Genomic DNA, 24333 nt, shown 5'->3' with positions numbered 1-24333 from the left:
CACGCTGGCATTATCAGGATTCAGGATTCGGATGAGAAAACAGAGAATAACACTGCGGGTTGTTGTACTTCTTGCTTTGCTGGTTGCTGCCGTTGGGTTCTTCTGGGGACATAGCGACATATCTCATCCCACACGCGATGACAAAACGCTGCGGGTGGTGATGCTCGGCAGTCAAAATGAGACGCTGGAGTATGGTCAGGCACAAACCTACTTTCCCTGGGCGGTGATGGGAAACGTGTGTGATGTGCTGGTCAGGTGGCGCAATGGGCGGCTGGAGTATCAGCTGGCTACGGCCATTGAACCGAATGAGGATGCAACGCGTTGGACAATACGTCTGCGCCCCGATGTCTATTTCTCTGACGGTAGCCGCTTATCGGCCACCAACGTGTTGACCAGCCTACAGCAGTTGTCGCAGTCCATCGGTTTTGGCAGTTTTTTTCAGGATGTTGATTTCGCACAGAGTGCCATACCGGATGCCCTGACGCTGAAGTTGCAACTGCGACATCCGCGCGCCGATCTGGTGCCTGCGGTGCTGGCGGCAGCCAGCATGGTGTGGAAAGCCGGTGCGCGGGCGGGCGATTTCCCCGTATGCAGCGGCCCCTGGCAGGTGAGTCTGTTTGACGGTATCAACGGTGCCGAACTCACGCGTAATCCCTATGCCTGGCAGCCCGCCGTTTACTTTCAGCGCATCGTTATTCGTCCCTTGGCCGATGCGGCTGCGCGTGTCAATGCGTTGCTGAGCGGTGCCGCCGATTATGCATTCGATATCCCCGTCAGCAGCGCGCGTATGTTGAAAGACCAACCTAAATTCCGCGTGCTGCGCAGCGGTATTGCCGGAGCCAACGCCTTCTATTTTTCCATGAACACGCGTATTCCGCCGTTTAACGATGTTGAAGTGCGTCAGGCGTTGAAGGCGCTGGTGAATCGCCAACGTTTAGTGGATGTGGTGTTGGAAGGCTATGGTTATCCGGGGAACGATCTGTTCGGTCAAGGTTTACCCGGCGGGAATACGCTGGCCTGGCCGATAAAACACGATGTCGAGGCGGCGCGTCAGGTGTTTGCACAAAAAGGCATTACCACGTTAACCCTGCTGACGGCCGATTTGACCCCAGGGCTAAACAACGCCGCCGAACTGCTGCGTCAGCAATTGGCGGAGATTGGCGTCACCCTGACGCTGGTGCGGCTTAACCCGGCAGACTACCTCAGTGATGTTGGGCGACTCCATCAAACGCCGTTAATGGCGATGTTTGCACTCAACCGTCCCTTTGTGGCCGCCTTGCCCGTGTTGTTCGGCGACAACAATCCCTATAACTACGGAGGGTGGTATCCCGCCAGTATGGCCGAGCGGGTGACACGCCTGCGCGCTACGCCCGAACCGTCATTGCAGCAACCGCTGCTGCAACAGTTGCAAATGCAAGTGATGCATGACGGACCCTATCTGGTGTGGGGCTACCGGGATCAGTTGTCAGCGGCGGCTGCTGACTTGCAGGGCGTGGAGTTAAGTCAAGGCGTACCGCTGTTTGCCGATGCTGACTGGATAAAAGGCGCGCTGGCAAATGGTCGTTAATCTCAAACGATTTTGCCTGCTGCGGGTGTTGACCACGCTGCTTTCCCTGTGGCTGGTGAGCGTGCTGACGTTTTATGCAGTGGCAACAGCACCGGGTGACGCGGTGGACCGGGCGCTGGGCGAGCGGGCAACGCCGTCGGCCCTGGCCTACTGGCGTCATCAATACGGTCTGGATAAACCGGTCATGGAGCGCTATCTGAACTGGTTCAAGGGCACGTTAAGCGGTGAGTGGGGACGCTCACTGACGAGCCAACGGCCCGTGACAGACGTGATTCTGCCCGCGATGAAGCGCAGTGCGACGCTGGCGGCCTGTGCGGCCGTTGTCATGCTGCTGCTGGGCTTCACGGGGGGCGTTGTCGCCGCGCTCTGTCACAAGGCCGGGCCCGATCGATGGTTATCCGCGCTGGCCCTGGCAGGACTGAGTATCCCTGAATTTGTGATTGCCACGCTGCTCATTCTGCTGTTTTCCGTGTGGTTGGGGGGATTGCCTGCGGTATCCCTGCTGGCCGACACCGCCAGCGTTGCCGAGCAGGCGCGTAATCTGGTGCTGCCCGCATTGACCTTAGGACTGGTTGCTGGGTGTTACCTGCTGCGGATGGTGCGGATCACGCTGTTGCAGCAGGTTCAGGCACCGTGGTTTATCAGCGCCCGATTAAACGGTGTGGCGACGGGAGTATTGCTGCGCGACTATTTATTGCCGAACGCGGCGGCCCCGCTGATTCCGATTGTTGCAGCCACCCTTCCTTACCTGCTGGGGGGAGCCATTGTGGTCGAGCGCTTGTTTGGTTACCCCGGCCTGGGCAGCCTGTGGGTTGACGCGTTTAACGCCCGAGACGGTGCCTTGCTTCAGGGGATTGTGATGCTGCTGGCGCTGAATACTGCGGTGTGCTGGCTGGTGGCGGATATCCTTTCCAGCCTGATAACGCGGCGCACAACCGCATGAAAACGGTGCTGTTGGTGGTGCTGTGCGTTCTGATCGCACCGGGTTTGGCACCTTATGATCCGGCGCGTAGCGTTGGATTGCCGTGGCAAGCGCCGGATGCGCTGTTTTGGTGTGGAACTGACGCGCTGGGGCGCGATGTGCTGAGCCGTACCTTGCACGGTGGTGTTGCCATGCTGCTGTTTTCGCTGATGGCAACGGTGGCAGCGTCCCTTGCCGGGCTCGTTACGGGCCTGGTGCTGTTGGTGTTGCCCGATCGCGGGTATCAATTGACCGCGTTGTTAGACAGTATCCTGATGTTGCCGCCATTGCTGATCGTGATGATGACCTATTACGCGCTCGGTCCCTCACCCTTAACGCTGCTGTTTGCCATCATGCTGCTGAGCGCGCCCTTTACCGCACGTTTTATCCGCGCGCTGGCCGAGCCTATGTTGGACAGCGATTACGTCATGGTTGCCCGCGCCGCGGGCGATTCTACCGGGCTGTTGCTCCGGCGTGAAATCCTGCCGGGAGTGTATCCGGCGCTGTTGGGCGACGGGGCAACGCGTCTGGCGGGCGCTTTTTATCTGTTTTCCGCTGCCAGTTTTCTTGGGATCAATGCGGTCGGACAGGGGAATGACTGGGCCAGCATGGTCCGTGAAAGCCTTGAAGGGATGGTACTCAATCCCTGTGCCTTGTTATTGCCCGCCGTCAGCATCGCCAGCGTGATGATGTTGATCAATCGGGCGGTTGACCGCCGGGGGCACGGATGATATCGCCGGTGTTGCAGGTCGCGGAATTAGGCGTTGAAGACGCCGCAGGCAACCCGGTGCTGGCAGGGGTCTCCTTCCAGCTTGCTGCTGATGACGCCTTGGCGGTTGTCGGGCGTAGCGGGGCGGGAAAGAGTACGCTGCTGCGTGCGTTACTCGGGGAACTGGCACCGGGCATGCGCAGGGTGACGGGGGAGATCGTCTGTTGCGGTTGTGCGGTGCATGATGCTGATGCTGCGCGTTTACGGACGCTGCGCGCGCAGCAGTGTGCCTGGCTGGGGCAGGATCCGGCGCAGGAGTTGGTGCCGACGCAGCGCATTGAGCAACTGTTGCTGGGGTTTATTGCAAAAACGCCCGCAACGATAAGTGACGCCGTCACGTTTCTGCGCGCATTGGGTTTACCGGCGGATAAGGCCTTCCTGCAACGCTATCCATATCAACTGTCCGGCGGTCAGCGGCGACGCGTGGCGTTAATTCGCGTGCTGCTCAAGCGGCCTCAATTGCTCCTGTTGGATGAACCCTTTGCCGGCCTTGATGAAGCCCAGCGGCGTAACATGATTGCGCTGCTGAATCGCTGGCGGCGGCAGCATCGCTGTGCGCTGTTGCTAATCAGCCATGATGCGGTCAGTGTACGCGACGTGGCAACCCATCTACTGGTATTGCAGCAAGGACAGCCGCAGGCGCATGGCCCAGTGTCTAGCCTGCTGGCCCAGACCGCTATTCCCTTGCTGAAACAGTGGCAGGCACCGGACATTTCATCGATTCCGATTCCGATTCCGGTCACTACCCGCACGGCCCCGGTACTCGAACTCGATCGCCTGCTGCTGGCGCTGCCGTGCTCCAGCCCGCCGTTACCGCCGTTGTCTTTGCTGCTTTTTGCCGGAGAGATGGTGGCGTTACACGGGGTGTCCGGCGTGGGGAAAAGTACGCTGGCTAAAACCGTGATCGGGCTTCTGGCACCTCGGCAAGGAACGCTGCGCCTAGCGGGGGAGCCGTTGGCGGCGGTGGTGAAACAGCGTCAACGTTATCAACAGCAGGCGGTGGCGCTGGTGCCGCAGGATCCGGTTCGAACCCTCAATCCCTTTCGGCGCATTGGCGCACAGTTACAACAGGCATTGCGGCGTTACGGCACTCAACAGGAGGACAGCGTTGAACGCTTGCTGGCAACGGTTGCCTTGCCCGCCGCTTATGCGCGTCGCTTTCCGGCACAGCTCTCCGGCGGGGAGTTGCAGCGGGTTGCCCTGGCGCGCGCGCTCGCAGGTAAACCCGCTGTATTGATTTGTGACGAAGTCACTTCAGCGCTGGATGCGCTCACCGCCAGAGAGATTCTTATGCTGTTACAACGACTTTGCCATGAGCATCACATGGCACTGTTGCTGATCACGCATCAGGTGGAAAGCGTGCGTGCGCTGTGCCATCGGGTGTTACTGCTTAGCCCCTCGTCGGGCATCACCCCTTCATTACCCCAGCAACAAGGAGAGCCCGTTAATGCCGGAGCCGATAATCCCTCTATCGTCACCCACTGATTCGTTTGAGAGTATCAAACCGGCGTCACTGTTAGCGCCTATTCGCGGCTGGATTGCGCTCGCCGCGCTGCTGCAAATATTTTCGGCAGGGTTGGTATTGGTTCCGCTGGTTGAATTGTGTGAATTGATTCAGGTGCTGATGAGTGTATCGCCGACGCGACATCAGGAGGCCTGGCACGTCATTATGCTGGCCTGCGCCTGTCTGGCTTCCGGTTTGGCCTTGCGCGGTCTGGCGGAGCTGATCACCCATCTGGCTGATAATCATTTGGCCTTGTCGCTACGTCGCCAATTAGCACAACGTTTGTCTCAGGCTCCGCTTGGCTGGTTTACCGCCCAGAGCAGCGGACGGATCAAACAGGGGCTTCAGGACGATGTCACGGCGATTCATCATCTGGTGGCGCACGCCTGGCTCAATATCACCAATGCATGCGCCACGCTGTTGTTTGTCTACGGCTACCTACTGTGGGTTGACTGGCGCATGACGTTGGTTGCCCTGGTACCGCTGCTGCTGTTTATGGTGTTCTATCGGCAGGTACAGAAAGGGTGTCAACGCAAAATGTCTGAATACGGCACGGCGCTGGCACAGGTGAACCAATCTGTGGTGGAGTACGTGCAGGGCATCACCGTGGTTAAGACCTTTGGCCTGAGCGGTAAAGCCCATGAGGCGTATTGTCGGGCAACAACGGATTTTCAGCGTTTTTTCCTGGATTGGGCGCTGCCGTTGATCAAACCCGAGTGTTTGTCTGCGGTGATCATTGCGCCCATTACCTTGCTGATGTTGATGTTGGTCGGCGGTATCGGGTTTATGCGTCAGGGTATGCTCGGGGTGACAGAACTGTTGCCGTTTTTGGTGATTGCGCTCGGAATCTCTGTGCCCGTGACCACGCTAAGCCACAGTGCGCAATCGCTGCGCATGGCGAAAGCCGCGTTAGAACGGCTCGCCACGCTGCTGGCGATACCGCTGCAACCGGAGCCGACACCCAGCCGTTTTCCTCAGAATAACGAGGTGGTGTTTGACCAGATTGATTTTGGCTATCAGCCCTGTGCCCCCCTGTTACACAACCTCTCGCTGACGCTCTCTCCTGGCACGGTAACCGCGTTGGTCGGTGCCTCCGGCGCGGGGAAATCAACCCTGGCGCGCTTATTGTTGCGCTTCGATGTCCCCGATCGCGGCCAAATCACGTTGGGGGGCGTTGCGTTGAGCCAGATTGACAGCCGACATTTATATCGCCAGATCGGTTCGGTGTTTCAGGACACGCAACTGTTGCGTATGAGCCTGTATGACAACATCGCGTTGGGCGATCCGCAGGCCAGTGAAGAACAGGTCATTGCTGCTGCCAAGGCCGCGTATATTCATGAACGCATCCTGCGTTTGCCGCGCGGTTATCAATCGGTATACGGCGATGATGCCACACTGTCTGGCGGTGAAGCGCAGCGGGTCAGCATTGCCCGTGCGCTGTTGCTGCAACCCGCCGTGCTGGTGCTGGATGAGCCTACCGCACAGGCGGACGCCGAATCAGAAGCGGCGATACAGGCTGCGTTCAATGCGTTGATCGCCCACCAGCGTCGTCAGGTGGTGCTGGTGATCGCCCACCGGCTGGAGACCATCACGCACGCCGACAACATTGTCGTGCTGTCGCACGGCCGCATTGAGGCACAAGGGTGCCATGCCGATTTGCTGGCCCGCGGCGGTGAATATGCGCGGCTGTGGGCGGCACAACAAGGGCAGCAGGAGGCGATATGCTGTTGATGCGATTGACCAGACTGATGGGGAAATCTCACGCGCTGTTGCTGCGTCATTATTTGCTGTGGGTGTGCGGCTATTGTCTGATGCAAGGGCTGACCTTTGTGCTGGTGGTGCCCATCATTCGCGCCCTGCTGGATCACCGCGTGGATGATGCATCGTTGTGGTTGCTGCCGCTAGGCGTGGGCGTGGTGCTGACAGGATATCTGCATTATCGCGCTGCGCACAGTGGGTTTCAGGTGGCGGCAACCTTGATGAACCAACTGCGCCGTCGCATCGGCGACCATGTGGTCACACTTCCGCTTGGCTGGTTTGTGCGCGCCAATACCAGCCGGTTGGGCCTGTTGCTCAGTCAGGGGGTGATGGAGATCCTGGGCTTACCCGCCCACCAGTTAACCCCCCTGTTGCGGGCGGTAATCACGCCCGCGGTGGTGGTGGTGGCAACCAGTTTTTTCGACTGGCGCGTAGCACTGTGCGCCGCCTGCCTGTTTCCCATGCTGGGATTGGTGTATTGGTGGGCCGGACGACTGGGACGCACCGCCGATCGGGCCGTTCAGACCGCCAATGCACAGGCGTGCGATCGCATGGTGGAGTTCGCACAAAGCCAGCCGGTGTTACGCACCTATGGCAAGGCTGCGCAGGGGTATCGGCAATTTGATCAGGCGCTGGTGGCGCAGAGCCGGGCCGCACGGCGTCAACTGTGGCTGGTGTTGCCGCCGCTGCTGCTGAACACCTGGTTGGGGCAATTAGCCTTGATGACGTTGATGGCGGGAATTACCTGGCTGGTGGTGATGGAGGGGGATGCCGCGCAGCAAACCACGCTGTTTGCCTTACTGGTGCTGGTGAGCCGGGTTATCGACCCCCTGAGTGAAGTGGCTTCTTATGGCTCCGGCATCCGTATGGCGTCAACCCAGATGGAGGCGGCAGAAAACGTGCTGTCACAACTGTCGTTACCGGCACCGACCGAGTCCGTGCCTTCACCGCAACACTACGCCATCGAATTGCGGGACGTGGACTTCAGTTACCAACCTGGCGTTCGGGTGCTGCAACATGTTTCAGCGACGCTGCCAGCCAATAGCATGACCGCCGTGGTGGGGGCATCCGGTTCGGGGAAAACCACCTTGACCAAATTGATTGCCCGTTTTTTCGATCCGGATAGCGGGGTGATTGAGATTGGTGGCATTAATGTAAAAAACTTTCCGGTCATGCAACACATGAACATGATTTCACAGGTGTTTCAGGACAATTATCTGTTCAGTGGCACCCTGCGGGAAAACCTGCTGATGGGCAACCCTGCCGCTGATGATGACACCTTGCAAAACGTCCTGAAACTGACGCGTTTGGACGAGGTGGTGCAGCGTTTACCGCTGGGGCTGGATAACCGGGTTGGAGAAGGGGGCGGATTATTGTCGGGCGGTGAACGTCAGCGTGCTGCACTGGCGCGCGCATTGCTGAAAAATGCGCCAATCCTGCTGTTGGATGAAGCAACTGGCGCATTGGATCCGGAAAATCAGGAAGCGATCGCACAGGGGCTTAGCGCGTTGCGCGGTCGCTGCACGATGCTGGTCATCGCACATCAACTGCACACCATCCGCAATGCGGATCGCATCTTGGTCCTCGATCACGGGCAAATCGTGGAGCAGGGCAACCATCAACAGTTGTTGGCCATGAACGGACGCTATGCGGCCTTTTGGCAGGCAAAAGTGCGCGCCGAAGGATGGCGCATTGTACATCCCCGCGAAGAACCAGGAGAAGATGATGTCTGAGCCGCTGTGTGATAGTCAGCATTGCGCCACGCGTTGGCCGCTGCCTGACGTTGATTTAACCGATTTGACGCTGTTCTCGCAAGGTTTCCCCCATTCTGTGTTCACGCAATTGCGACAAAATAGCGGCGCGCTGTATCATCCGGCCACGCCGTTGACGCCTGATAACGAAGGTTTTTGGGTGTTTACTCGCTATCAGGATATTGTGCCACTCGCCAGAGACATCGATACCTTCTCCTCGCACCGAGGCGGAGATCGTGCCGGGGGCGGAACCATGATAGAGGATCTCCCCAGCGCCGCAGGGCCGGGGACTGTCATCAATATGATGGACGATCCGCGCCACAAAGCCTTACGGCGTCTGATGGCGCCGGGGATCACCCGTGGGCGCATCGCTGCATTGGAGCCGATTCTTACTGTGGCGGCGCGTCAGGCGGTGGTGAGTGCGTTAGCCAAAGGCGAAGGGGATTTTGTCTCTGATATCGCCGCCGAACTTCCTCTGTTTGCCATTGCCCATTTGGTCGGGATCCCCCCCGAAGACCGGCACCCGATCTCAGGTTGGATCAATGCGGTGCTTGATTATGCCGATCGCCAATTGGGGCAGAGCAGTGTCAGCAGCCAGCAAGGCATGCAGCAGTTTATGGCTTACGCGCAGCGCTTTGTGGAACAGCGTCGCCAAGCCCCCGGTGATGACATTGTTTCGCTGGCGATTGCGGGAGAACTTTCTGCGGAACTGGGCAGTTTGACCCCTATGGAGCAGGTCATGGTGTTTAGCGTGGTGATGGTGGCCGGTTTGGAAACCACGCGCAATGCCATTGCGGGCGGAATACTGGCGTTTATTCAGCACCCGGAACAGTGGCAGTTGCTGCAACGTGAACCTGCACGCATGAACCGGGCGCTGGAGGAAATTTTGCGCTGGACCTCACCGACGCCGTACAACCGCCGCACCGCGACGCGCGATGTTGATATCGCGGGTAAACGCATCAGAGCTGGCGAGAAAGTGACACTGTGGTGGGCCTCGGCCAATCGCGATGAACAGCAGTTTGAAAACCCCTTTACCTTTGATATCAGTCGGGAAAAAAATGCCCATCTGGCGTTCGGCAGTGGCGGGCACGGCTGCCTGGGGGCGCAGTTGGCGACCCTGGAGATGCGGGTTGTCTTTCGGGAATTGCTAAACCACATTGATACTTTCGCATTAAATGGTCCGGTGGAGTGGGTGCGCAGCAATAAGCACACCGGTATTCGGCGTATGCCACTGCGCTACACAGGGTTATAACGGCTGGTGGTGTCAATCCTCTCTTGTCATAAAGGAGAGACAGTAGCCGTTAAAAAATAACGGCTTATTTTTTGAATGAATATCTCGGGTTAACGGTGTAAAACCACGCTATCTTTTACACGGAAAGTCATCGTTATGTCTATCTTAGTCCCGCACCGATCGTGCTCATCGCTAATTCCATCATCACCCTTTTATGATTCGAAACTGCATAGCCATCGGCTTGATGTGCTTATTTCCGCGGCTATCGAAGGGACATCTCTGCATCGTGACGGCGGTGATGGTCTCAGCGTAAAACAACATCTTGATAGCGTATATCATCAAGCAAAAAACAACTGTGGTGAGAGTCTTGAGTTATTACAAAATATCGCTCTGGGAAAAGGCGAGGTGGCAACGCTCGCCCAGGATCATCTCTGCCGTATCGTGTGCCAGGATGAGGGCGGAACTGCCGACCTCGCCCAACAGGCGCGCGCCCAGTGTCAGTCGTTAATCACCGATTTCCCCCAGTGGATCAACAATACCTTTCTACAGGACCGACTTACGCTGCTGTTTATCGCCGGTACGCACCTCAAGGACGAGGGACCCTGCGTGGATAATATTCCGGCCTTGGTGAAAGAAAAAATTATGCAGCTCGACGGTTTACCCATTAAACCGAAATGGTATACACCGCAACAAGGGACGTTTGATGCGGTCGATTACGCAACCTTTAACCACAACAACCGTCAACTGCGCTATGCATTGAGTGAAGACGGTGCCTGCCAGTTTCGGGCAGCTTTGATGCTGCATGATAGGGATGAAAGTTGGTTGGATGTTGATAAATCCGTTATTTTACGGAAAATAGAAAATAACGGCTGGGAACCTAAAATACACGCGGCGATAAACAACGCTATCGAGAATATGGGCGAAATTTATGGTTATTTATCGATGTCTGATGGTGAATGTGTTGATGCGCTGATTTACAACAATACCATTGCTAACGGTGAGTTTACCCTGTATTCACCACAGGCGGTAAGGGAAGCATTGCCAGAAGCATTAAGGAAAATAAAATACCAGAAAAATGGCAATGACTATTTATCTGATATGTCTGTTGAACAGTGGGAAAACTTTACCCACCTCATTTCTGAAAATCTGATTTATCAATTGGGCATCAACGTTCATGACAGCCAATTACCCTATGCTGAGTGCAATGTCGAACAGGCGCATTACAGTGTGATCGTTGCCACAGATGACCGCTTTCCCCGCTTTTAATTTCAACTATGCTATGAAGGTAAGCAGCGATTTTTTATGAATGATGCAGTCAAATCATTCCGTCGCTTATTATATTGATGCTAACAATGCGAGTTGCATCACATTCTGACGAGATGGGGTGTTTATCCATATAAATAGCAGGAAACTGCATTTCTCGTCGCCCGCCCCAAGATTACCCTTTCTTGGATTTTTACCGAAAAATCACCCTACTAAGACAACAAACGTAAGCTGAAAAAATAACCTCCATCGGCAGATGACGCGGCGGCGTTATGTGGAACACCGCAACACGGGTAGGTCACCGTGGCGCAGTGTCCTGGCAAATGGTGAATAACGAGGCTGAAAATGATGAAAAAACGTCTTCTCTGTGGCGTAGTGTCCTCCCTGCTGTTGGGCATGTCGCTTATCGCAACACCAGTCTATGCAGAACAAAAAACGGTCGTCAATATCGCGAAAGTGGATGGTATGCCCTGGTTCAACCGTATGGGCGAAGGTGTCGTTCAGGCCGGTAAGGATTTTAACGTCAATGCGACGCAGGTGGGGCCCGCCAGTACCGATGCGCCCCAACAGGTCAAGATCATCGAGGATCTGATTGCCCGCAAAGTCAATGCCATTACCATCGTGCCAAACGACGCCAACGTTTTGGAGCCGGTGTTCAAGAAAGCGCGTGATGGCGGCATCGTGGTGCTGACCAACGAATCACCGGGACAACCCAGTGCCAACTGGGATGTCGAAATCATTGATAACCAAAAATTCGCCGCCGAATACGTGGAGCAGATGGCGAAACGTATGGGGGGGAAAGGGGGCTACGTCATCTATGTGGGTAGCCTGACGGTGCCGCAGCACAACCTGTGGGCAGATTTGCTGGTGAAATACCAGAAAGAACATTACCCCGACATGTTTGAAGTCACCAAGCGTATGCCGGTGGCGGAAAGCGTGGATGATTCGCGTCGCACCACGCTGGATTTGATGCGCGCGTATCCGGATATGAAAGCGGTGGTGTCCTTCGGTTCGAACGGCCCCATCGGCGCCGGGCGGGCGGTGCAGGAGAAACGCGCGAAGAATAAAGTGGCGGTGTACGGCATGATGATCCCGTCGCAAGCGGCGTCGCTGATCAAAAGCGGCGATATCACCGCGGGCATCACTTACGATCCTGCCAGCGCAGGCTATGCGTTAGCGGCGGTGGCCAGCACCTTGCTCAACGGTGAAGCGATCGCCGAGGGTTTCTCGGTTAAAAATCTTGGCAAAGCGGATGTGGATAACGAAAAACGGATCATTCGTTTCCACAAAGTCCTGCTGGTGACCAAAGAAAACATCGATACGCTCTATTGATTCTGCTTATTCGGGGCGCATTGCGCCCCGCTTTCCCGTTTGCCAGGGGGTGTTATGGAACCATTCCTGTCCCTGAGCCATGTCAGTAAAACGTTTCATGGCACGCGTGCGCTCAATGATATTTCGCTCACTTTTATGCCGGGCGAAGTGCACTGCCTTGCCGGACAAAACGGCTGCGGCAAGTCCACGCTCATCAAGATTATTTCCGGGGTCTACCAGCCGGATGCCAAGGCGCGCATCGCGCTGGGCGGTAAAATCTGGCCTAAATTGACGCCGGGTGCGTCGGTAGCGCAGGGTATCCAGGTTATCTATCAGGATTTATCGCTGTTTCCCAATCTCAGCGTCTGGGAAAACATCGTTATCAACCACTATCATCACGGCCTGCTGGTTAAACGCACGGCGCTGCGCCAGATTGCCGAGCGCGCGTTGGCCAGCATCAACGTCAACGTACCGCTCGATGCGCAGGTGGAGTCGCTCTCGATTGCGCGCTGCCAACTGGTGGCTATCTGTCGGGCGCTGGCGCAGGATGCCAGGCTGATCATTATGGATGAGCCCACCGCCTCCTTGACGCATCAGGAAGTAGAAGGGTTGCTGCACGTGGTACGCCAACTGCGTGAGCGCGGTATCTGCGTGGTGTTCGTTAGCCACCGGTTGGAAGAGGTCATGGCGGTATCCGATCGCATCACCGTGCTGAAAGACGGCAATCTGGTGGGAACCTATCCGGCCAACGACATGAGCACACGCCAGCTCGGCATGCTGATGACCGGGCAAGCTTTTGACTACCACATCCGCGAACCCTGGCAGGGCGATGCATCGCGCAACGTGCTCGAGGTGCGGCAACTCAGCCGCGCGGGGGAATACCGCGATATCTCGTTTTCAATCGGTGCCGGAGAAATAGTTTCCATCATCGGGCTGCTGGGGGCGGGGCGCACCGAACTCTGCCTGAGCCTGTTTGGCATGACGCGGCCTGACAGCGGAGAGATACTCATCGACGGTCAAACGGTGCAGTTGCGCAGTAACCGTGACGCACTGCGCTACGGTATTGGCTATGTGTCGGAAGACCGTATGTCGCGCGGATTGGTGATGGCGCAGTCCATTGAGGACAATATTATCAGCACTATTTTCGACAAAGTGCGCAATGCCTGCGGGCTGATCCGCAAAAAACAGGTGCAGGCGATAGTGAACCGGCTGATCGCCGCGCTCAGTATCAAAGCGCCCGATCCGCGCTTGCCGGTGAGTACGCTGTCGGGAGGCAACGCGCAGCGCATTTCGATTGCCAAATGGCTGGCAATCGAACCCCGGGTACTGATTCTGGACAGCCCCACGGTCGGCGTCGATATCGCCAATAAAGCCGGTATTTATCACATTATCAGCGAACTGGCGGCGCAAGGGATCGCCATTCTGATGATCTGTGACGAACTGGATGAAGCCTGGTATCAAAGTCACCGTATCCTGGTGATGAAACAGGGGGAAATCCATCATACGTTCACGCCGGGCACCAGTAACCCCACCGAGATTGCCGGAGTCGTCAATGGCTGATGTTAAAAATTACCGGCATGAAATCTGGCTGGCGTTGCTGATTCTGGTGCTGTTTATCGTGCTGGCCTGGCGTAGCGACGAGTTTCTGACGCTGGGGAATTTGTACGATTTGGTCAACAACTACGCCATGTTGACCATTCTGGCCTGCGGGCTGTTTATGGTGCTGATTTCCGGCGGAATCGATATCTCTTTTCCGGCCATGGCGATCATCGCACAGTACGTGATGGTGCTGGTGTTGCGCGATATTGGCGGCAACTTCGTGGTGGCTTATCTGATTGCTGGCGGTGTGGGCATTCTGTTGGGCAGCGTGAATGCCATTCTGGTGAATCGGCTGCGTGTGCCTTCCATCATCATCACCATCTCCACGCTGAACATCTTTTACGGTCTGCTGCTGTGGTTTAGCAAAGGGGTGTGGTTGTACGACTTTCCCGCGTGGTTTGAATCAGGCTTTATGCTGTTCAAGTACACCGACGCTGACGGCTACGACTACGGACTGGGCTTGCCCATGCTCACCATGTTCGCGGTGCTGGCGTTGACTGCGTTTATCATGAATTTCACCACCGTTGGGCGCAAGATTTACGCCTTGGGTGGAAACCGTGAATCGGCCAGTCGCCTTGGCTTTAGCGTATTGCTGCTGCAATGCTTCGTTTATGGCTATATGGGACTGATGTCCGGCGTGGCGGGCGTGGTGCAATCCTGGACGGTGCGCACCGTGGCACCGGACTCGCTGCTGGGCTACGAACTGACGGTGCTGGCTGCGGTGGTGCTGGGCGGTACTAGCCTGGTGGGCGGGCGCGGCACGCTGATTGGCACCGTGCTCGGGGTGATCCTGCTGGCGGTGTTGCAGAATGGGCTGAATTTGCTGGGGGTCTCTTCCTATTGGCAGACCTTGATCACCGGTATCATTATTGTGGTCAGCATCAGCGCCACGGCGTGGAGCCAGCACCAAAACCGGAGTCTACTATGAAGATATCGCTGCGCGAGAACGTAGAAACCTACCTGATGGGCTTGCTGGTGCTGACGGTGGTTGGTTTTAGCATCACCATGCCGGAGGTGTTTTGGTCGGTGAATAACTTTCAGTCCATCGCCTCGCAGATGCCGGTGCTTGGCATATTAACGTTGGGCATGGCGGTCACCATGCTGTGCGGTGGCATCAACCTGTCGATCATTTCGACGGCAAATGCCTGCTCGCTGGTGATGGCCTGGGTGGCGGTCAGCTACCCGCCATCGCTGTTATCCATCGTTGCCACGCTGGTGGCGGGCGTGGGGGCGGCGGCGCTGATTGGGCTGTGCAACGGCGTGTTGATTGCGGGTCTGCGGGTGTCTCCAATCCTGGCGACGCTCGGTATGATGACGCTGCTCAAGGGGATCAATATTTTGATTACCGGTGGCAGTGCTATTGCCAATTATCCCGAATGGGTGCTGTGGTTAAATCGCGCACAGTGGTTTGGGGTACCGCTGCCGATGTGGCTGTTTGTGGTGGTTGCCATCGGACTGTGGCTGGTGCTGGAGCGCAGCACACTTGGCAGAGCGATTTATCTTATCGGCTCTAATGAGCGCGCCACCGCCTATTCTGGCATCAATACGCGTCGGGTGCTGCTGTGGGTGTATGTGATTTCAGCGCTGTTGTGCGCCGTGGCGGCGTTTTTAATGATGTCGAAACTCAACTCCGCCAAAGCCTCTTACGGGGAATCTTACCTGCTGACCGCCATTCTGGCGGTGGTGCTGGGCGGTGTGAATCCCGATGGCGGCAGCGGAAAGATTATCGGCATGGTGCTGGCGCTGATCCTGCTGCAAACCATTGAAAGTGGCTTCAATATTATGGGCGTCAGCCCGTATCTTACTCTGGCACTGTGGGGCGCTCTGCTGCTGTGTTTCATCGGTGCGAAAGGGCAATTGGGGCTCAACAAAGCGTAATTATGGCCCGGTAGCGAACTTATCGTTGTCCGCTACCGGGGCGTCAACGGCATTTATCCTGCCACGTTATCACCCAACGCAATATCCACCTGATGGGGTTGCCCGTCGTCGATGAGCGGGATCTTGCCTGGCGGCAGCGCGGTGCCGTCCAGCGTCAGGCGATATTCACCGCTGCTGTTGCGCAGGGTGATGTCATAACGGCTGCTGCCGAACTGATAGCTGAGGCTGGCCGACGGCCAGTCGTGTGGCAACGAGGTGGCAATGGTGAGTGCATCACCGTGGCGCGTCACGCCCAGCAGCGTTTCGACTATCAGGCGATAGGCCCAGCCCGCCGAACCGGTATACCAGCTCCAGCCGCCGCGTCCGGTGTGGGGTTCGACGCTGTAGATATCCGCCGTCATTACATAGGGCTCCACTTTGTAGCGTGCCGTTGCTTGCGGCGTCAGGCTGTGATTGATCGGATTGATCAGCGACCAAAGCTCCCAGGCGCGCGACGGGTTCCCGCTCTGCGCAAATGCCATGATCGCCCAAATCGCCCCGTGGGTGTATTGTCCGCCGTTTTCCCGCACGCCGGGCACGTAGCCTTGAATATATCCCGGGTTTGGCCCGTTGCCATTAAACGGCGGCGTCAGCAGTTGAATAAATCCGGCGTCCTGATTGACCAGGTGGGTATCCAGCGCCTTGATCGCCTGTGCACAGCGTTGCGGGTTGCCCGCGCCCGACAGCACCGACCAGCTCTGGGCAATGGCATCAATCTGGCACTCCGTCGACAGGTGCGATCCCAGCGGCTCTCCGTTATCAAAATAGCCACGGCGATACCAGGCACCGTCCCAGGCGTGGGTTTCAATATTTTGCTGTAACTGCGCCGCATGCTCGCGGCAGCGGGTGGCAAGCTGGTGTTCCTGTCGCCGCTCGGCCAGTGCGGAAAAGCGTTGCAAAATATCGTACAGGAAGAAGGCCAGCCAGACGCTTTCGCCTTTGCCTTCCAGCCCCACCAGGTTCATGCCATCGTTCCAGTCACCGGCCCCCATCAGCGGCAAACCGTGGCGACCCGTGGCAAGCCCGTGCTCGATAGCGCGCACGCAGTGTTGCCATAGCGTTTCAGACTGCGCGCTGACCACCGGCTGCTCATAGGCCGATTCTTCTCCGGGAAGCAGTTGCCGCCCTTCAAGATAGGGCACCGCCTGTTCCAACAAAGAGAGATCGCCGGTGGTTTCCACATAGTGGCACAGCGCCAGCGGCAGCCAGAGATAATCATCAGAGCAGCGGGTGCGCACCCCATTGCCCAAAGGTGGGTGCCACCAGTGTTGCACATCCCCTTCAATAAATTGGCGTGAGGCGCAGAGCAACAGTTGATCGCGCAGTCGCTCCGGGGCGGCGTGGCTGAGTGCCAGCGTATCCTGAAGCTGATCGCGAAAGCCAAATGCGCCGCCGGATTGGTAATAACCACTGCGCGCCATGATGCGACACGCCAGCGTCTGATACAGCAGCCAGCCGTTGGCTAACAGATTGACGGCGGCGTCTGGCGTGTTGACGATGACCGTATCAAGCATCTGGTGCCAGTAACGGTGTACGTCGGCCAACTCGCTCTGGGCGGCCGTTTCGTTCAGGTAGCGCGCGATCAGCGCTTCGGCTTCCTGCGGGTTGTTGCCGATACCCAGTGCGAACACCAACGTCTGTCGATCGCCGTCGATCAATGTGACAACCGACTGCACGGCGGCACAGGGATCGAACCCCGCGCCGGTTTTCTCCGACAGCGCGCCCTGTGCCATGGCCGCCGGGCGATAGCGCGATCCGTTGCGTCCGAGAAACTCACGCCGATCGGCAGTAAAAGTACACTGCGCGCCGCTGACGGCGAAAAACGCCGTCTGCTCAGAACCGTTGCTGCCGTAATGGTTTGTGGCAAGAATTCCGCAGCCTTGGTGCACGCAGGCCGGACGCGTCACGACGTGCAGCGCGCTGGAAAGGCGAGAAACCCCGAGCACCCATTCAACGTAGCCGGTTGCCGAAAGCTTGCGCGTGCGGCCGGAACGGTTGTGAAGGGTGAGCATGGCGAGTTTCACCGGGGCCTCCAGCGCGACCAGCACGGTTAATTCGCTGTCAATGCCGGTTTCGCGGTGGGCAAACACGCTATAGCCGAAACCGTGACGCGACAGGTAAGCGCCCTGACCGCGTACGGGGAGCGTGGTGGGTGACCAGACGGCGCCGCTCTCTTCATCACGCAAGTAAAAGGACTCCCCGGAGCGGTCGCTGATCGGATCGTTTTCCCACGGTGTTAATCGGTATTCATGGGCATTTTCATGCCAGGTGTAGGCTTGACCCGCTTCTGAAATGACGCTGCCGAACTGGGCGTTAGCCAGTACATTCGACCAGGGGGCGGGTGTTGTGTCACCCTGGTTCAACACAACGTGATATTCCCGCCCATCCGCAGAGAATCCCCCGAGACCATTGAAAAATTGCAGGTTATTCGTATCGGGATTCCAGGGCTGATAGTGCGCGCTGTCCAATGCAACCCGTGCTGCCCGCGTGGTTTGCGGGGCCTGCGCGCCGGACAGTTTTTGGCTCAACTGTGTCGCTACGTCACCGGCACGATCGTCGAGCAAAATATGCGCCACGCTCATCAACAGCAGGCGATCCTCGGCGGAGAGCTGTTCAGCGTTGCGCACGAAGATGCCGCCCGGCTTGTCGATTTGATTGCCTTCTGCGCAAGCGGTGATCAGGTTGATAATGCGGTGATGCAGCTCCTGCTGGTAGCCACCCTGACGGGTGTTGAGGATAACCATATCCACCTTCAGGCCTTTTAGCCGCCAGTAGTGGTGCGCCTGAATCAATGTGGTAATCAGCGCCATGCTTTCATCGCTGGTGACGGTCAACAGCACAATCGGTAAGTCGCCAGAAATGCCCCATCCCCACAGACCCGATTGCCCGCGGCGGTTGCGCGTGATGACGTGCCCTTCGGCGCGCAATTCAGCCACCGGGAACAGCACGGCGCTGGCAAGGCGGTTAAACAGGGCGGCGTCATCTTCATTGGCATTGATTTGACGCAGCAAAATATGACTGTGGGAACTCGCCAATTCAAAGATCCGGTTGGCAATGGGGCGATCGCGGTATTTCTCCATCAGCGCCTGACTGTGGGTGCGACTTTCCGTCACGCCATAGAACACGTCAATCGTCACCGGCACGCCGGGTTGCAATACCACGCACTGGCGTATCGCCAGGATAGGATCGAGTACGGCACCGGCACTGTTGCTCAGTGGGCCGGGTTGGTGCAGCGCGGTGGCCGTGGCGGGAATATGTCCGCGTCCCAGGAAGGCGGCTCGGTCAGTGTCAAACGACACGGTACTTTCCACCTGCCCGCGCACCACCGCCATGTGGAACAGCCAGGGCCCGCGCTCTTCCGGAGCGCGTGGGCGGCGGTGACATAAAATAGCGTCCTTGTCAGGGACCAGTTCGGTTTGTACAAACAGGTTGCTGAAGGCCGGATGGGCCAGATCGCTTGCCATCGGGGCCAGCACCACCTCGGCATAGGTGGTCAGTGCAATGGTGCGCGGGTGACGGCCCCGATGCAGCAGGGTTATCCGGCGCAGTTCGATATCATCTTCCGGTGACACCACGATATGGGTTTTCACGCGCAGGCTATCGGCTTTGCGGGTGAACTCCGCCCCGGCATCGGTAAAAATCACATCGTAGTGGCTGGCTGCATCGCTGTCGGTTTGCCAGGTGGTATTCCACACCTCACCGGTTTGCGGATCGCTGAGATAGCAGTAACTTCCCCAGTTATCGCAGGTGGTGTCGCTGCGCCAGCGGGTCAGTGCGATGTCTCGCCAGCGGCTGTAGCCACCGCCCGACTGCGTGACCATCAGGTGATAGTCATGGTTGGCAAGCAACTGCACCTCAGGGAACAGCGTGTCGGCGTCGTGAAAGCGGCGCGGTTGGTATTGCGCAGGTTTGAGACGACCATCATAGGCATCGAAGTGCCGACGGGGGCTGTAAAGCTCAATGGCCTCAGGAACGCGTTCTTGCAGCAACAGGCGCGCAGATTGAAACGCGGCGCTGGACATAAAACGTTCAACCATTGGCGCACCCAATAACACATAAGAGAGCGCCTGAAAGGCCATGCCCTGATGGTGTGCCATCCACGAACGCACAATGGCATGGCTCTGTCCGTTGGCTAAACGCGACGGGGTGTAATCCAGCGCTTCATAGAAGCCATACTCACCGTGCGCGCCGAGCTTTTTCAAACGAGCGAGATTATCGCAGGCCTTGTCCGGGGCGTTCATCAGCGCCATCAGCGTGGCGTAAGGAGCGATCACCGTATCATCAGCCAACCCGCGACGCAGGCCGAGACCCGGTACACCGAACGCATGATACTGGTAATTTTGTGAGGCATCGAAAGCGTAATAACCCGATTCGGAAATGCCCCACGGCACGCCGCGCTCTCGTCCCCAGCGTATCTGGCGCTCGACCGCCGACTGGCTCATTTTCTCCAGCAGACTGCCGGGATAGGTCGGCATCACCAGATTGGGCATCAGGTATTCGAACATCGAACCGCTCCAGGACATCAGCGCCGTTTCATTGTCGATTTTGGTGAATAACCGACCGAGCGCCGCCCAGCTTTTCACCGGCAACTGGTTGCTGGCGATAGCCACAAAACTGGTCAGACGGATCTCTGAGGGCAGCAGATCGTAATGGCTGCTGTCCAGCATGTTGTTTTCGACGCTGAATCCCACGCTGAGCCGGTTGGTAGTGACATTGTAGAGAAACGCAAAATCCATCTGAGCATGTTGGTGCAGACGCTGTTCGATGTCTGCCATCAGGCTAAGCTGCGCCTGCGCAGCGCCAACCGTGGTCTCACTGGGCGTTCCCGACCCGGCAGGGCTGGCCTGAGCCAGCCAGGAGAGTGACGGTAACGGGGCGTCGCCCCAGTCCTCTGGCAGCCAACCAAGCAGTGCCGACCAGGCATCGCACAGTGCGCTGAGCTGATGATGAAGACGTTCAACCCAGCGGCGAACCGGCTCTTCATCCGCAGGACACAGGTTGAGTAACCGGCAGGCGAGGTCGCGCATGTGCAGCAACTCGCCCAACAAGGCCGCGGGCGCGAGGGCGGCAGCGCGCGTACAGTGACGCTGCATTTGGCGCAGTGTGGTTGGCGCATTACGGCCCCAGTGCCTGACCAGAATGCGCAGCGTATCATCAAGACCGGCCACAACCTGTGCAGCATCAAAAACCGGCTGATGGCGCAGTGCACGCATGGCCGCGTGCAGCGTGAGCAGGTGACCTGCCATATTGCCGCTGTCCACGCTGGAGATATAGCGCGGGGCCAGCGGGGCCAACGTGCGCGTGTCGTACCAGTTGTACAAATGGCCGCGATAATGCTCCAGTTTGTCCAGCGTATCCAGGGTGTCCGCGATGCGTGTCAGAGCCTGTTCCAGCGGCAGGTAGCCGAAATCCCAGGCGGTCAGCGTTGCCATCAATGACAGGCCGATGTTGGTAGGCGACGTGCGGTGAGCGATGACCGCGTGCGGCGCTTGCTGATAATTGTCCGGCGGCAGCCAGTTGTCGTCTGCGGTGACAAAGGTCTCGAAGAACGCCCATATTTCCCGGCTGTTTTGTCGCAGCCGTCGCTGTTGCTTGGCGTTCAGCGCCGTTCGCTGACGTTGAGGTTCGCGGCTCATCCAGCTTAGCAATAACGGCGTCAGACACCAGAGTGCCCCCAGAGGCAGTGCCACCACCAGCAGCATGGGCGCAAGCTGTGCGCTCAGCAACGGGAGAGCCAACCCCATCGCTACGTTGAGCCACATGGCGCGGTAAAAGCGCCCCGGTGCGGCGTCGCGCTGTGCGCTGCACTGCGCAAAAGTAGTCCATTGATTAAGATTACGTCGGCTGACACCCAGTCGCCACAGGGTGATGGCAATGGCGTGAAGCGAATACCCCGCACGGTGCGGCAAGGTGAGGATCTCGACGCCCATACGCAACAAACGTTGGCGCGCGCCGACAATCACCAACCGCACATGCTGCTCGAACGGACGGCGCCGAGGCTTGCTGATGATGTCCTGAAACGTGGACAGCAGCGTGGGCAGCAGCACTGTCAGCGTTAATGCCGACAGCCAATAGGCGTGATTGGGCACGGCCAACAGGGCGCAGAACAGCAGTGTCAAAAAGGCGGGCGGCACCAGACTGCGGCGCAAATTATCGAACAGTTTCCAACGCGACAGCAGGCTCAATGGGTTTTTGCTGTGCGATCCATCCGCACGCATCACCTGAGGTTTCAGCCAGTTAAGCAGTTGCCAGTCGCCCCGAATCCAACGAGTGCGGCGCGCTACATCGGCCAGATAATGGTTCGGATACTGTTCATACAACAGCACGTCGCTGACCAGCCCCGAACGGGCATAACAGCCTTCGAGCAGATCGTGGCTCAGCACCAAATCTTCCGGGCACACTTGCTGCGTTGCGGTAACGAAGGTATCCACATCGTAGATGCCTTTGCCGACAAAAGAGCCTTCGCCAAACAGATCCTGATAAATGTCGGATGACATCATGGTGTAGGGATCGTTGCCTGCCGCACCGCTGAACAGCGTGGCATAGCGGCCTTGCCCGTAACGGGGGATCTCCTCTGCCATGCCCGGCTGCAAAATGCCATAGCCTTCAATCACGCGCTGACTGGCGGGATCGTACTTAGGCTGGTTGAGCGGATGTGCCAGCGTGGCAACCAGTTTGTGCGCGGTATCGCGCGGCAGCACGGTATCGCAATCCAGCGTGATGACATACTTGATCCGGTTTACCGGGCCCGTCACGTTACCGACAATGTGGGCAAATTGCCCTTCGGGATGGCGCAGCCAGCGGTTTAACAGCGCCAGTTTACCGCGTTTGCGCTCATAGCCCATCCACACCCCTTGTTTCGGGTTCCACGCGGGGGCGCGGTGCAGCAGATAGAACACCGGATCGCCGTCGCGGGCATAGCGGTGGTTGAGTTCGCGGGTTTGTGCATCCGCCCATGCCAGGAGATCGTTGTGCTCCTGAGCATCAGGGGTGGTACTGTCGACAAAATCGGTGAGTAGCGCAAAATAGAGGTGCGCGCTGGTGTTTGCCAGATAGCATACCTCGAGCCGCTTGAGCAGTTTACTGATACTCTCGCGGCTGGTCAGCAGGCAGGGGATCACCACCATGCTACTGAAAGCGGCGGGTATCTCGCGGGAAAAATCCATGCGTGGCAGCGGCGTAGGCGTGCGACAGCGCGTTGTGGCTTCACTCAGCAGGAACGTGGCTAACTGACTGGCGACCAGCATCAGCGGCACGGCCAGCAACCACAGCGTCCAGCCCATGCCCTGTTCGTGGGTTTTGAGCAGTAAATGGGCGGTGAACGCCGTGGTGAGCAGGCTAAGGCTGCCCAGCCAGGAAAGCAGCGGAATCTGATTAAAACCGTCCCGTAATCGCGCCATCCATGAAATGTCGGTTGCCAACTGTTGTTCCAGCCGCGCTCTTCCATCGCCAATCAAATAGTAGCCCACATGGTGGGCGGTGGTGCTGGCATCCGCCGCGCGCGCCAGGGCAAGCACCTGCTGTGCTATCTCCCCTTCGTTGTAGCGGCTGTGGCGGGCCAGCATCTCAATCACATGGCGATAGTGATCCCGGGTATCAAAATGCATCTCGGGATAGACGCCCGCCGGGTCCTGTTGCAGCGTCCGGTCAACCAGACTCATTGCTTCGGTAAAATCGGCCCAGTGGGTTTCACTCAGCAACCGCAACCCGTTAATGCTGTTACTGACGGAAAGCTGCTGGGCGGCGAGTTGCTGACTAAAGCGCTGGGTCAGTGCATCAGCGGAAGTGCCGTTATCCGCCAGTTGCTGTTCTAACCATGTCAGCGGCAGCATCAGCAGATTGCCTCGCCCCTGCAAGCGGCGCACCAACTCGGCCACGAAAGCGCTGGTTAATGGCGGTCTGGAACGGGCTAAATCGGCAATCATCATCACCAGTTCTGATGGGCGTTGTTCGGCGCAGGCGACAAGTTTAGTCACCCAGCGCTCAGCTAACTGACGCGCTTGCTGGGTGTTCGCCACTTCAATACTGACGCGCCGCAAATTTTCGATCAACGCCAGGCGCAGCATACCGGGCAATGCCCAGAGCTCTCCCAGCGTGAGCGGTGTCACCTCTTGATAGGCAACGATAAAATGGCTGAGGTTCTCTTTGTCCCAACGCCCATCGCCGTGGGCGATAATTTCAGTAGCGATATCATAAATACGCGGACGATGGCGGGGAGGGAGTAGAACAGGCAGCCCTTTGCCAAAATCCTTGGGCAGATGGTGCCTAACCAGACGAATCTGCTCTTCAATCAGATAGTAATTATCCAGTAACCATTCCCCGGCGGGCGTAATGCTGGCCTTATCGGCGGCACTGAGCATCGAGCAATGCCGCGTGATGACCGCTTCGTTCTCCGCCAGACGCCGGGTTAAATGGTAAGGCATTGATGTGGCAGAGAGTTTATGGGATTGCGCCAGCGTTTTTCCGTACTGTGCCATTTGTGCGCTGGAGAAGAGTGCCGCCTTCAGAGTGTCATCATCGGCGTCCGGCGTTGCAGACCAGGCAGGGGACTGTTGCCGTTGTTTTTTTAGGGAGGAAAACCATTGCGTTAAACGTATTTTCATCAGATAGCTCATCACCGTTTAGGTCTACACTGCGGCCAAATTGGTTTGAGTATAGATTAAATATCGAGTAATTGGCCTTTTTGCGATATTAAACACTGT

General features: G+C 57.6%; 13 protein-coding genes. 12 read left to right on the top strand and 1 reads right to left on the bottom strand.

The annotated features are described in order from the left end of the window. Positions 1-31 precede the first annotated feature (31 nt). From J5067_RS05145 to J5067_RS05090, 12 genes are all read left to right on the top strand, one after another. Entirely contained in the window at positions 32-1567 is a 1536-nt protein-coding gene (locus J5067_RS05145) for an ABC transporter substrate-binding protein (protein WP_264650590.1), read from the top strand. Next, a complete protein-coding gene (locus tag J5067_RS05140) occupies positions 1557-2510 on the top strand; it encodes an ABC transporter permease (RefSeq protein ID WP_264642809.1) in 954 nt (317 codons plus the stop codon). The genes J5067_RS05145 and J5067_RS05140 overlap by 11 nt, the downstream gene beginning before the upstream one ends. Continuing rightward, positions 2507-3259 carry an ABC transporter permease gene (locus tag J5067_RS05135; protein WP_264650589.1) on the top strand — a complete coding sequence of 251 codons (753 nt, stop codon included), beginning with the start codon at positions 2507-2509 and terminating at the stop codon, positions 3257-3259. The genes J5067_RS05140 and J5067_RS05135 overlap by 4 nt, the downstream gene beginning before the upstream one ends. Then, complete coding sequence (locus J5067_RS05130) at positions 3256-4782, top strand: ABC transporter ATP-binding protein (protein ID WP_264650588.1); 1527 nt, start codon at positions 3256-3258, stop codon at positions 4780-4782. The genes J5067_RS05135 and J5067_RS05130 overlap by 4 nt, the downstream gene beginning before the upstream one ends. Then, entirely contained in the window at positions 4745-6532 is a 1788-nt protein-coding gene (locus J5067_RS05125; RefSeq protein ID WP_264650587.1) for an ABC transporter ATP-binding protein, read from the top strand. The genes J5067_RS05130 and J5067_RS05125 overlap by 38 nt, the downstream gene beginning before the upstream one ends. Next, complete coding sequence (locus J5067_RS05120; RefSeq protein ID WP_264650586.1) at positions 6523-8292, top strand: ABC transporter ATP-binding protein; 1770 nt, start codon at positions 6523-6525, stop codon at positions 8290-8292. The genes J5067_RS05125 and J5067_RS05120 overlap by 10 nt, the downstream gene beginning before the upstream one ends. Beyond that, positions 8282-9562 carry a cytochrome P450 gene (locus J5067_RS05115; protein ID WP_264650585.1) on the top strand — a complete coding sequence of 427 codons (1281 nt, stop codon included), beginning with the start codon at positions 8282-8284 and terminating at the stop codon, positions 9560-9562. The genes J5067_RS05120 and J5067_RS05115 overlap by 11 nt, the downstream gene beginning before the upstream one ends. A 135-nt stretch (positions 9563-9697) precedes the next feature. Continuing rightward, positions 9698-10807: a hypothetical protein gene (locus J5067_RS05110; protein WP_264628310.1), complete on the top strand. Its 1110-nt coding sequence runs from the start codon at positions 9698-9700 to the stop codon at positions 10805-10807. A gap of 345 nt (positions 10808-11152) precedes the next feature. After that, a complete protein-coding gene (locus J5067_RS05105; RefSeq protein ID WP_264625190.1) occupies positions 11153-12136 on the top strand; it encodes an autoinducer 2 ABC transporter substrate-binding protein in 984 nt (327 codons plus the stop codon). A gap of 54 nt (positions 12137-12190) precedes the next feature. Further along, positions 12191-13675 (top strand): sugar ABC transporter ATP-binding protein, encoded by a 1485-nt coding sequence (locus tag J5067_RS05100; RefSeq protein WP_264650584.1) that lies wholly within the window; start codon positions 12191-12193, stop codon positions 13673-13675. After that, a complete protein-coding gene (locus J5067_RS05095; RefSeq protein ID WP_264642801.1) occupies positions 13668-14642 on the top strand; it encodes an ABC transporter permease in 975 nt (324 codons plus the stop codon). Before J5067_RS05100 ends, J5067_RS05095 begins: the two co-directional genes overlap by 8 nt. After that, a complete protein-coding gene (locus J5067_RS05090) occupies positions 14639-15592 on the top strand; it encodes an ABC transporter permease (RefSeq protein WP_264650583.1) in 954 nt (317 codons plus the stop codon). The genes J5067_RS05095 and J5067_RS05090 overlap by 4 nt, the downstream gene beginning before the upstream one ends. Before the next feature lie 53 nt (positions 15593-15645). Here the strand turns inward: J5067_RS05090 and J5067_RS05085 are convergent, their stop codons facing one another. Then, on the bottom strand, positions 15646-24234 hold the full coding sequence (locus J5067_RS05085) for a glycoside hydrolase family 94 protein (protein ID WP_264650582.1): 8589 nt from the start codon (positions 24232-24234) through the stop codon (positions 15646-15648). Positions 24235-24333: the final 99 nt, after the last annotated feature.

It is taken from the genome of Candidatus Symbiopectobacterium sp. NZEC151, assembly GCF_025962655.1.
GTDB lineage: Bacteria > Pseudomonadota > Gammaproteobacteria > Enterobacterales > Enterobacteriaceae > Symbiopectobacterium.
Note: the sequence above shows the minus strand (reverse complement) of the source record. Positions and strands in the feature narration are given on the sequence as shown.

What these genes read in the sequence shown, in the direction of transcription:
- J5067_RS05095 (WP_264642801.1), top strand. Translation starts at nt 13,668, where the DNA reads ATGGCTGATGTTAAAAATTACCGGCATGAAATCTGGCTGGCGTTGCTG.
- J5067_RS05090 (WP_264650583.1), top strand. Translation starts at nt 14,639, where the DNA reads ATGAAGATATCGCTGCGCGAGAACGTAGAAACCTACCTGATGGGCTTG.
- J5067_RS05135 (WP_264650589.1), top strand. Translation starts at nt 2,507, where the DNA reads ATGAAAACGGTGCTGTTGGTGGTGCTGTGCGTTCTGATCGCACCGGGT.
- J5067_RS05120 (WP_264650586.1), top strand. Translation starts at nt 6,523, where the DNA reads ATGCTGTTGATGCGATTGACCAGACTGATGGGGAAATCTCACGCGCTG.
- J5067_RS05145 (WP_264650590.1), top strand. Translation starts at nt 32, where the DNA reads ATGAGAAAACAGAGAATAACACTGCGGGTTGTTGTACTTCTTGCTTTG.
- J5067_RS05110 (WP_264628310.1), top strand. Translation starts at nt 9,698, where the DNA reads ATGTCTATCTTAGTCCCGCACCGATCGTGCTCATCGCTAATTCCATCA.
- J5067_RS05085 (WP_264650582.1), bottom strand. Translation starts at nt 24,234, where the DNA reads ATGAAAATACGTTTAACGCAATGGTTTTCCTCCCTAAAAAAACAACGG.
- J5067_RS05100 (WP_264650584.1), top strand. Translation starts at nt 12,191, where the DNA reads ATGGAACCATTCCTGTCCCTGAGCCATGTCAGTAAAACGTTTCATGGC.
- J5067_RS05130 (WP_264650588.1), top strand. Translation starts at nt 3,256, where the DNA reads ATGATATCGCCGGTGTTGCAGGTCGCGGAATTAGGCGTTGAAGACGCC.
- J5067_RS05125 (WP_264650587.1), top strand. Translation starts at nt 4,745, where the DNA reads ATGCCGGAGCCGATAATCCCTCTATCGTCACCCACTGATTCGTTTGAG.
- J5067_RS05140 (WP_264642809.1), top strand. Translation starts at nt 1,557, where the DNA reads ATGGTCGTTAATCTCAAACGATTTTGCCTGCTGCGGGTGTTGACCACG.
- J5067_RS05105 (WP_264625190.1), top strand. Translation starts at nt 11,153, where the DNA reads ATGAAAAAACGTCTTCTCTGTGGCGTAGTGTCCTCCCTGCTGTTGGGC.
- J5067_RS05115 (WP_264650585.1), top strand. Translation starts at nt 8,282, where the DNA reads ATGATGTCTGAGCCGCTGTGTGATAGTCAGCATTGCGCCACGCGTTGG.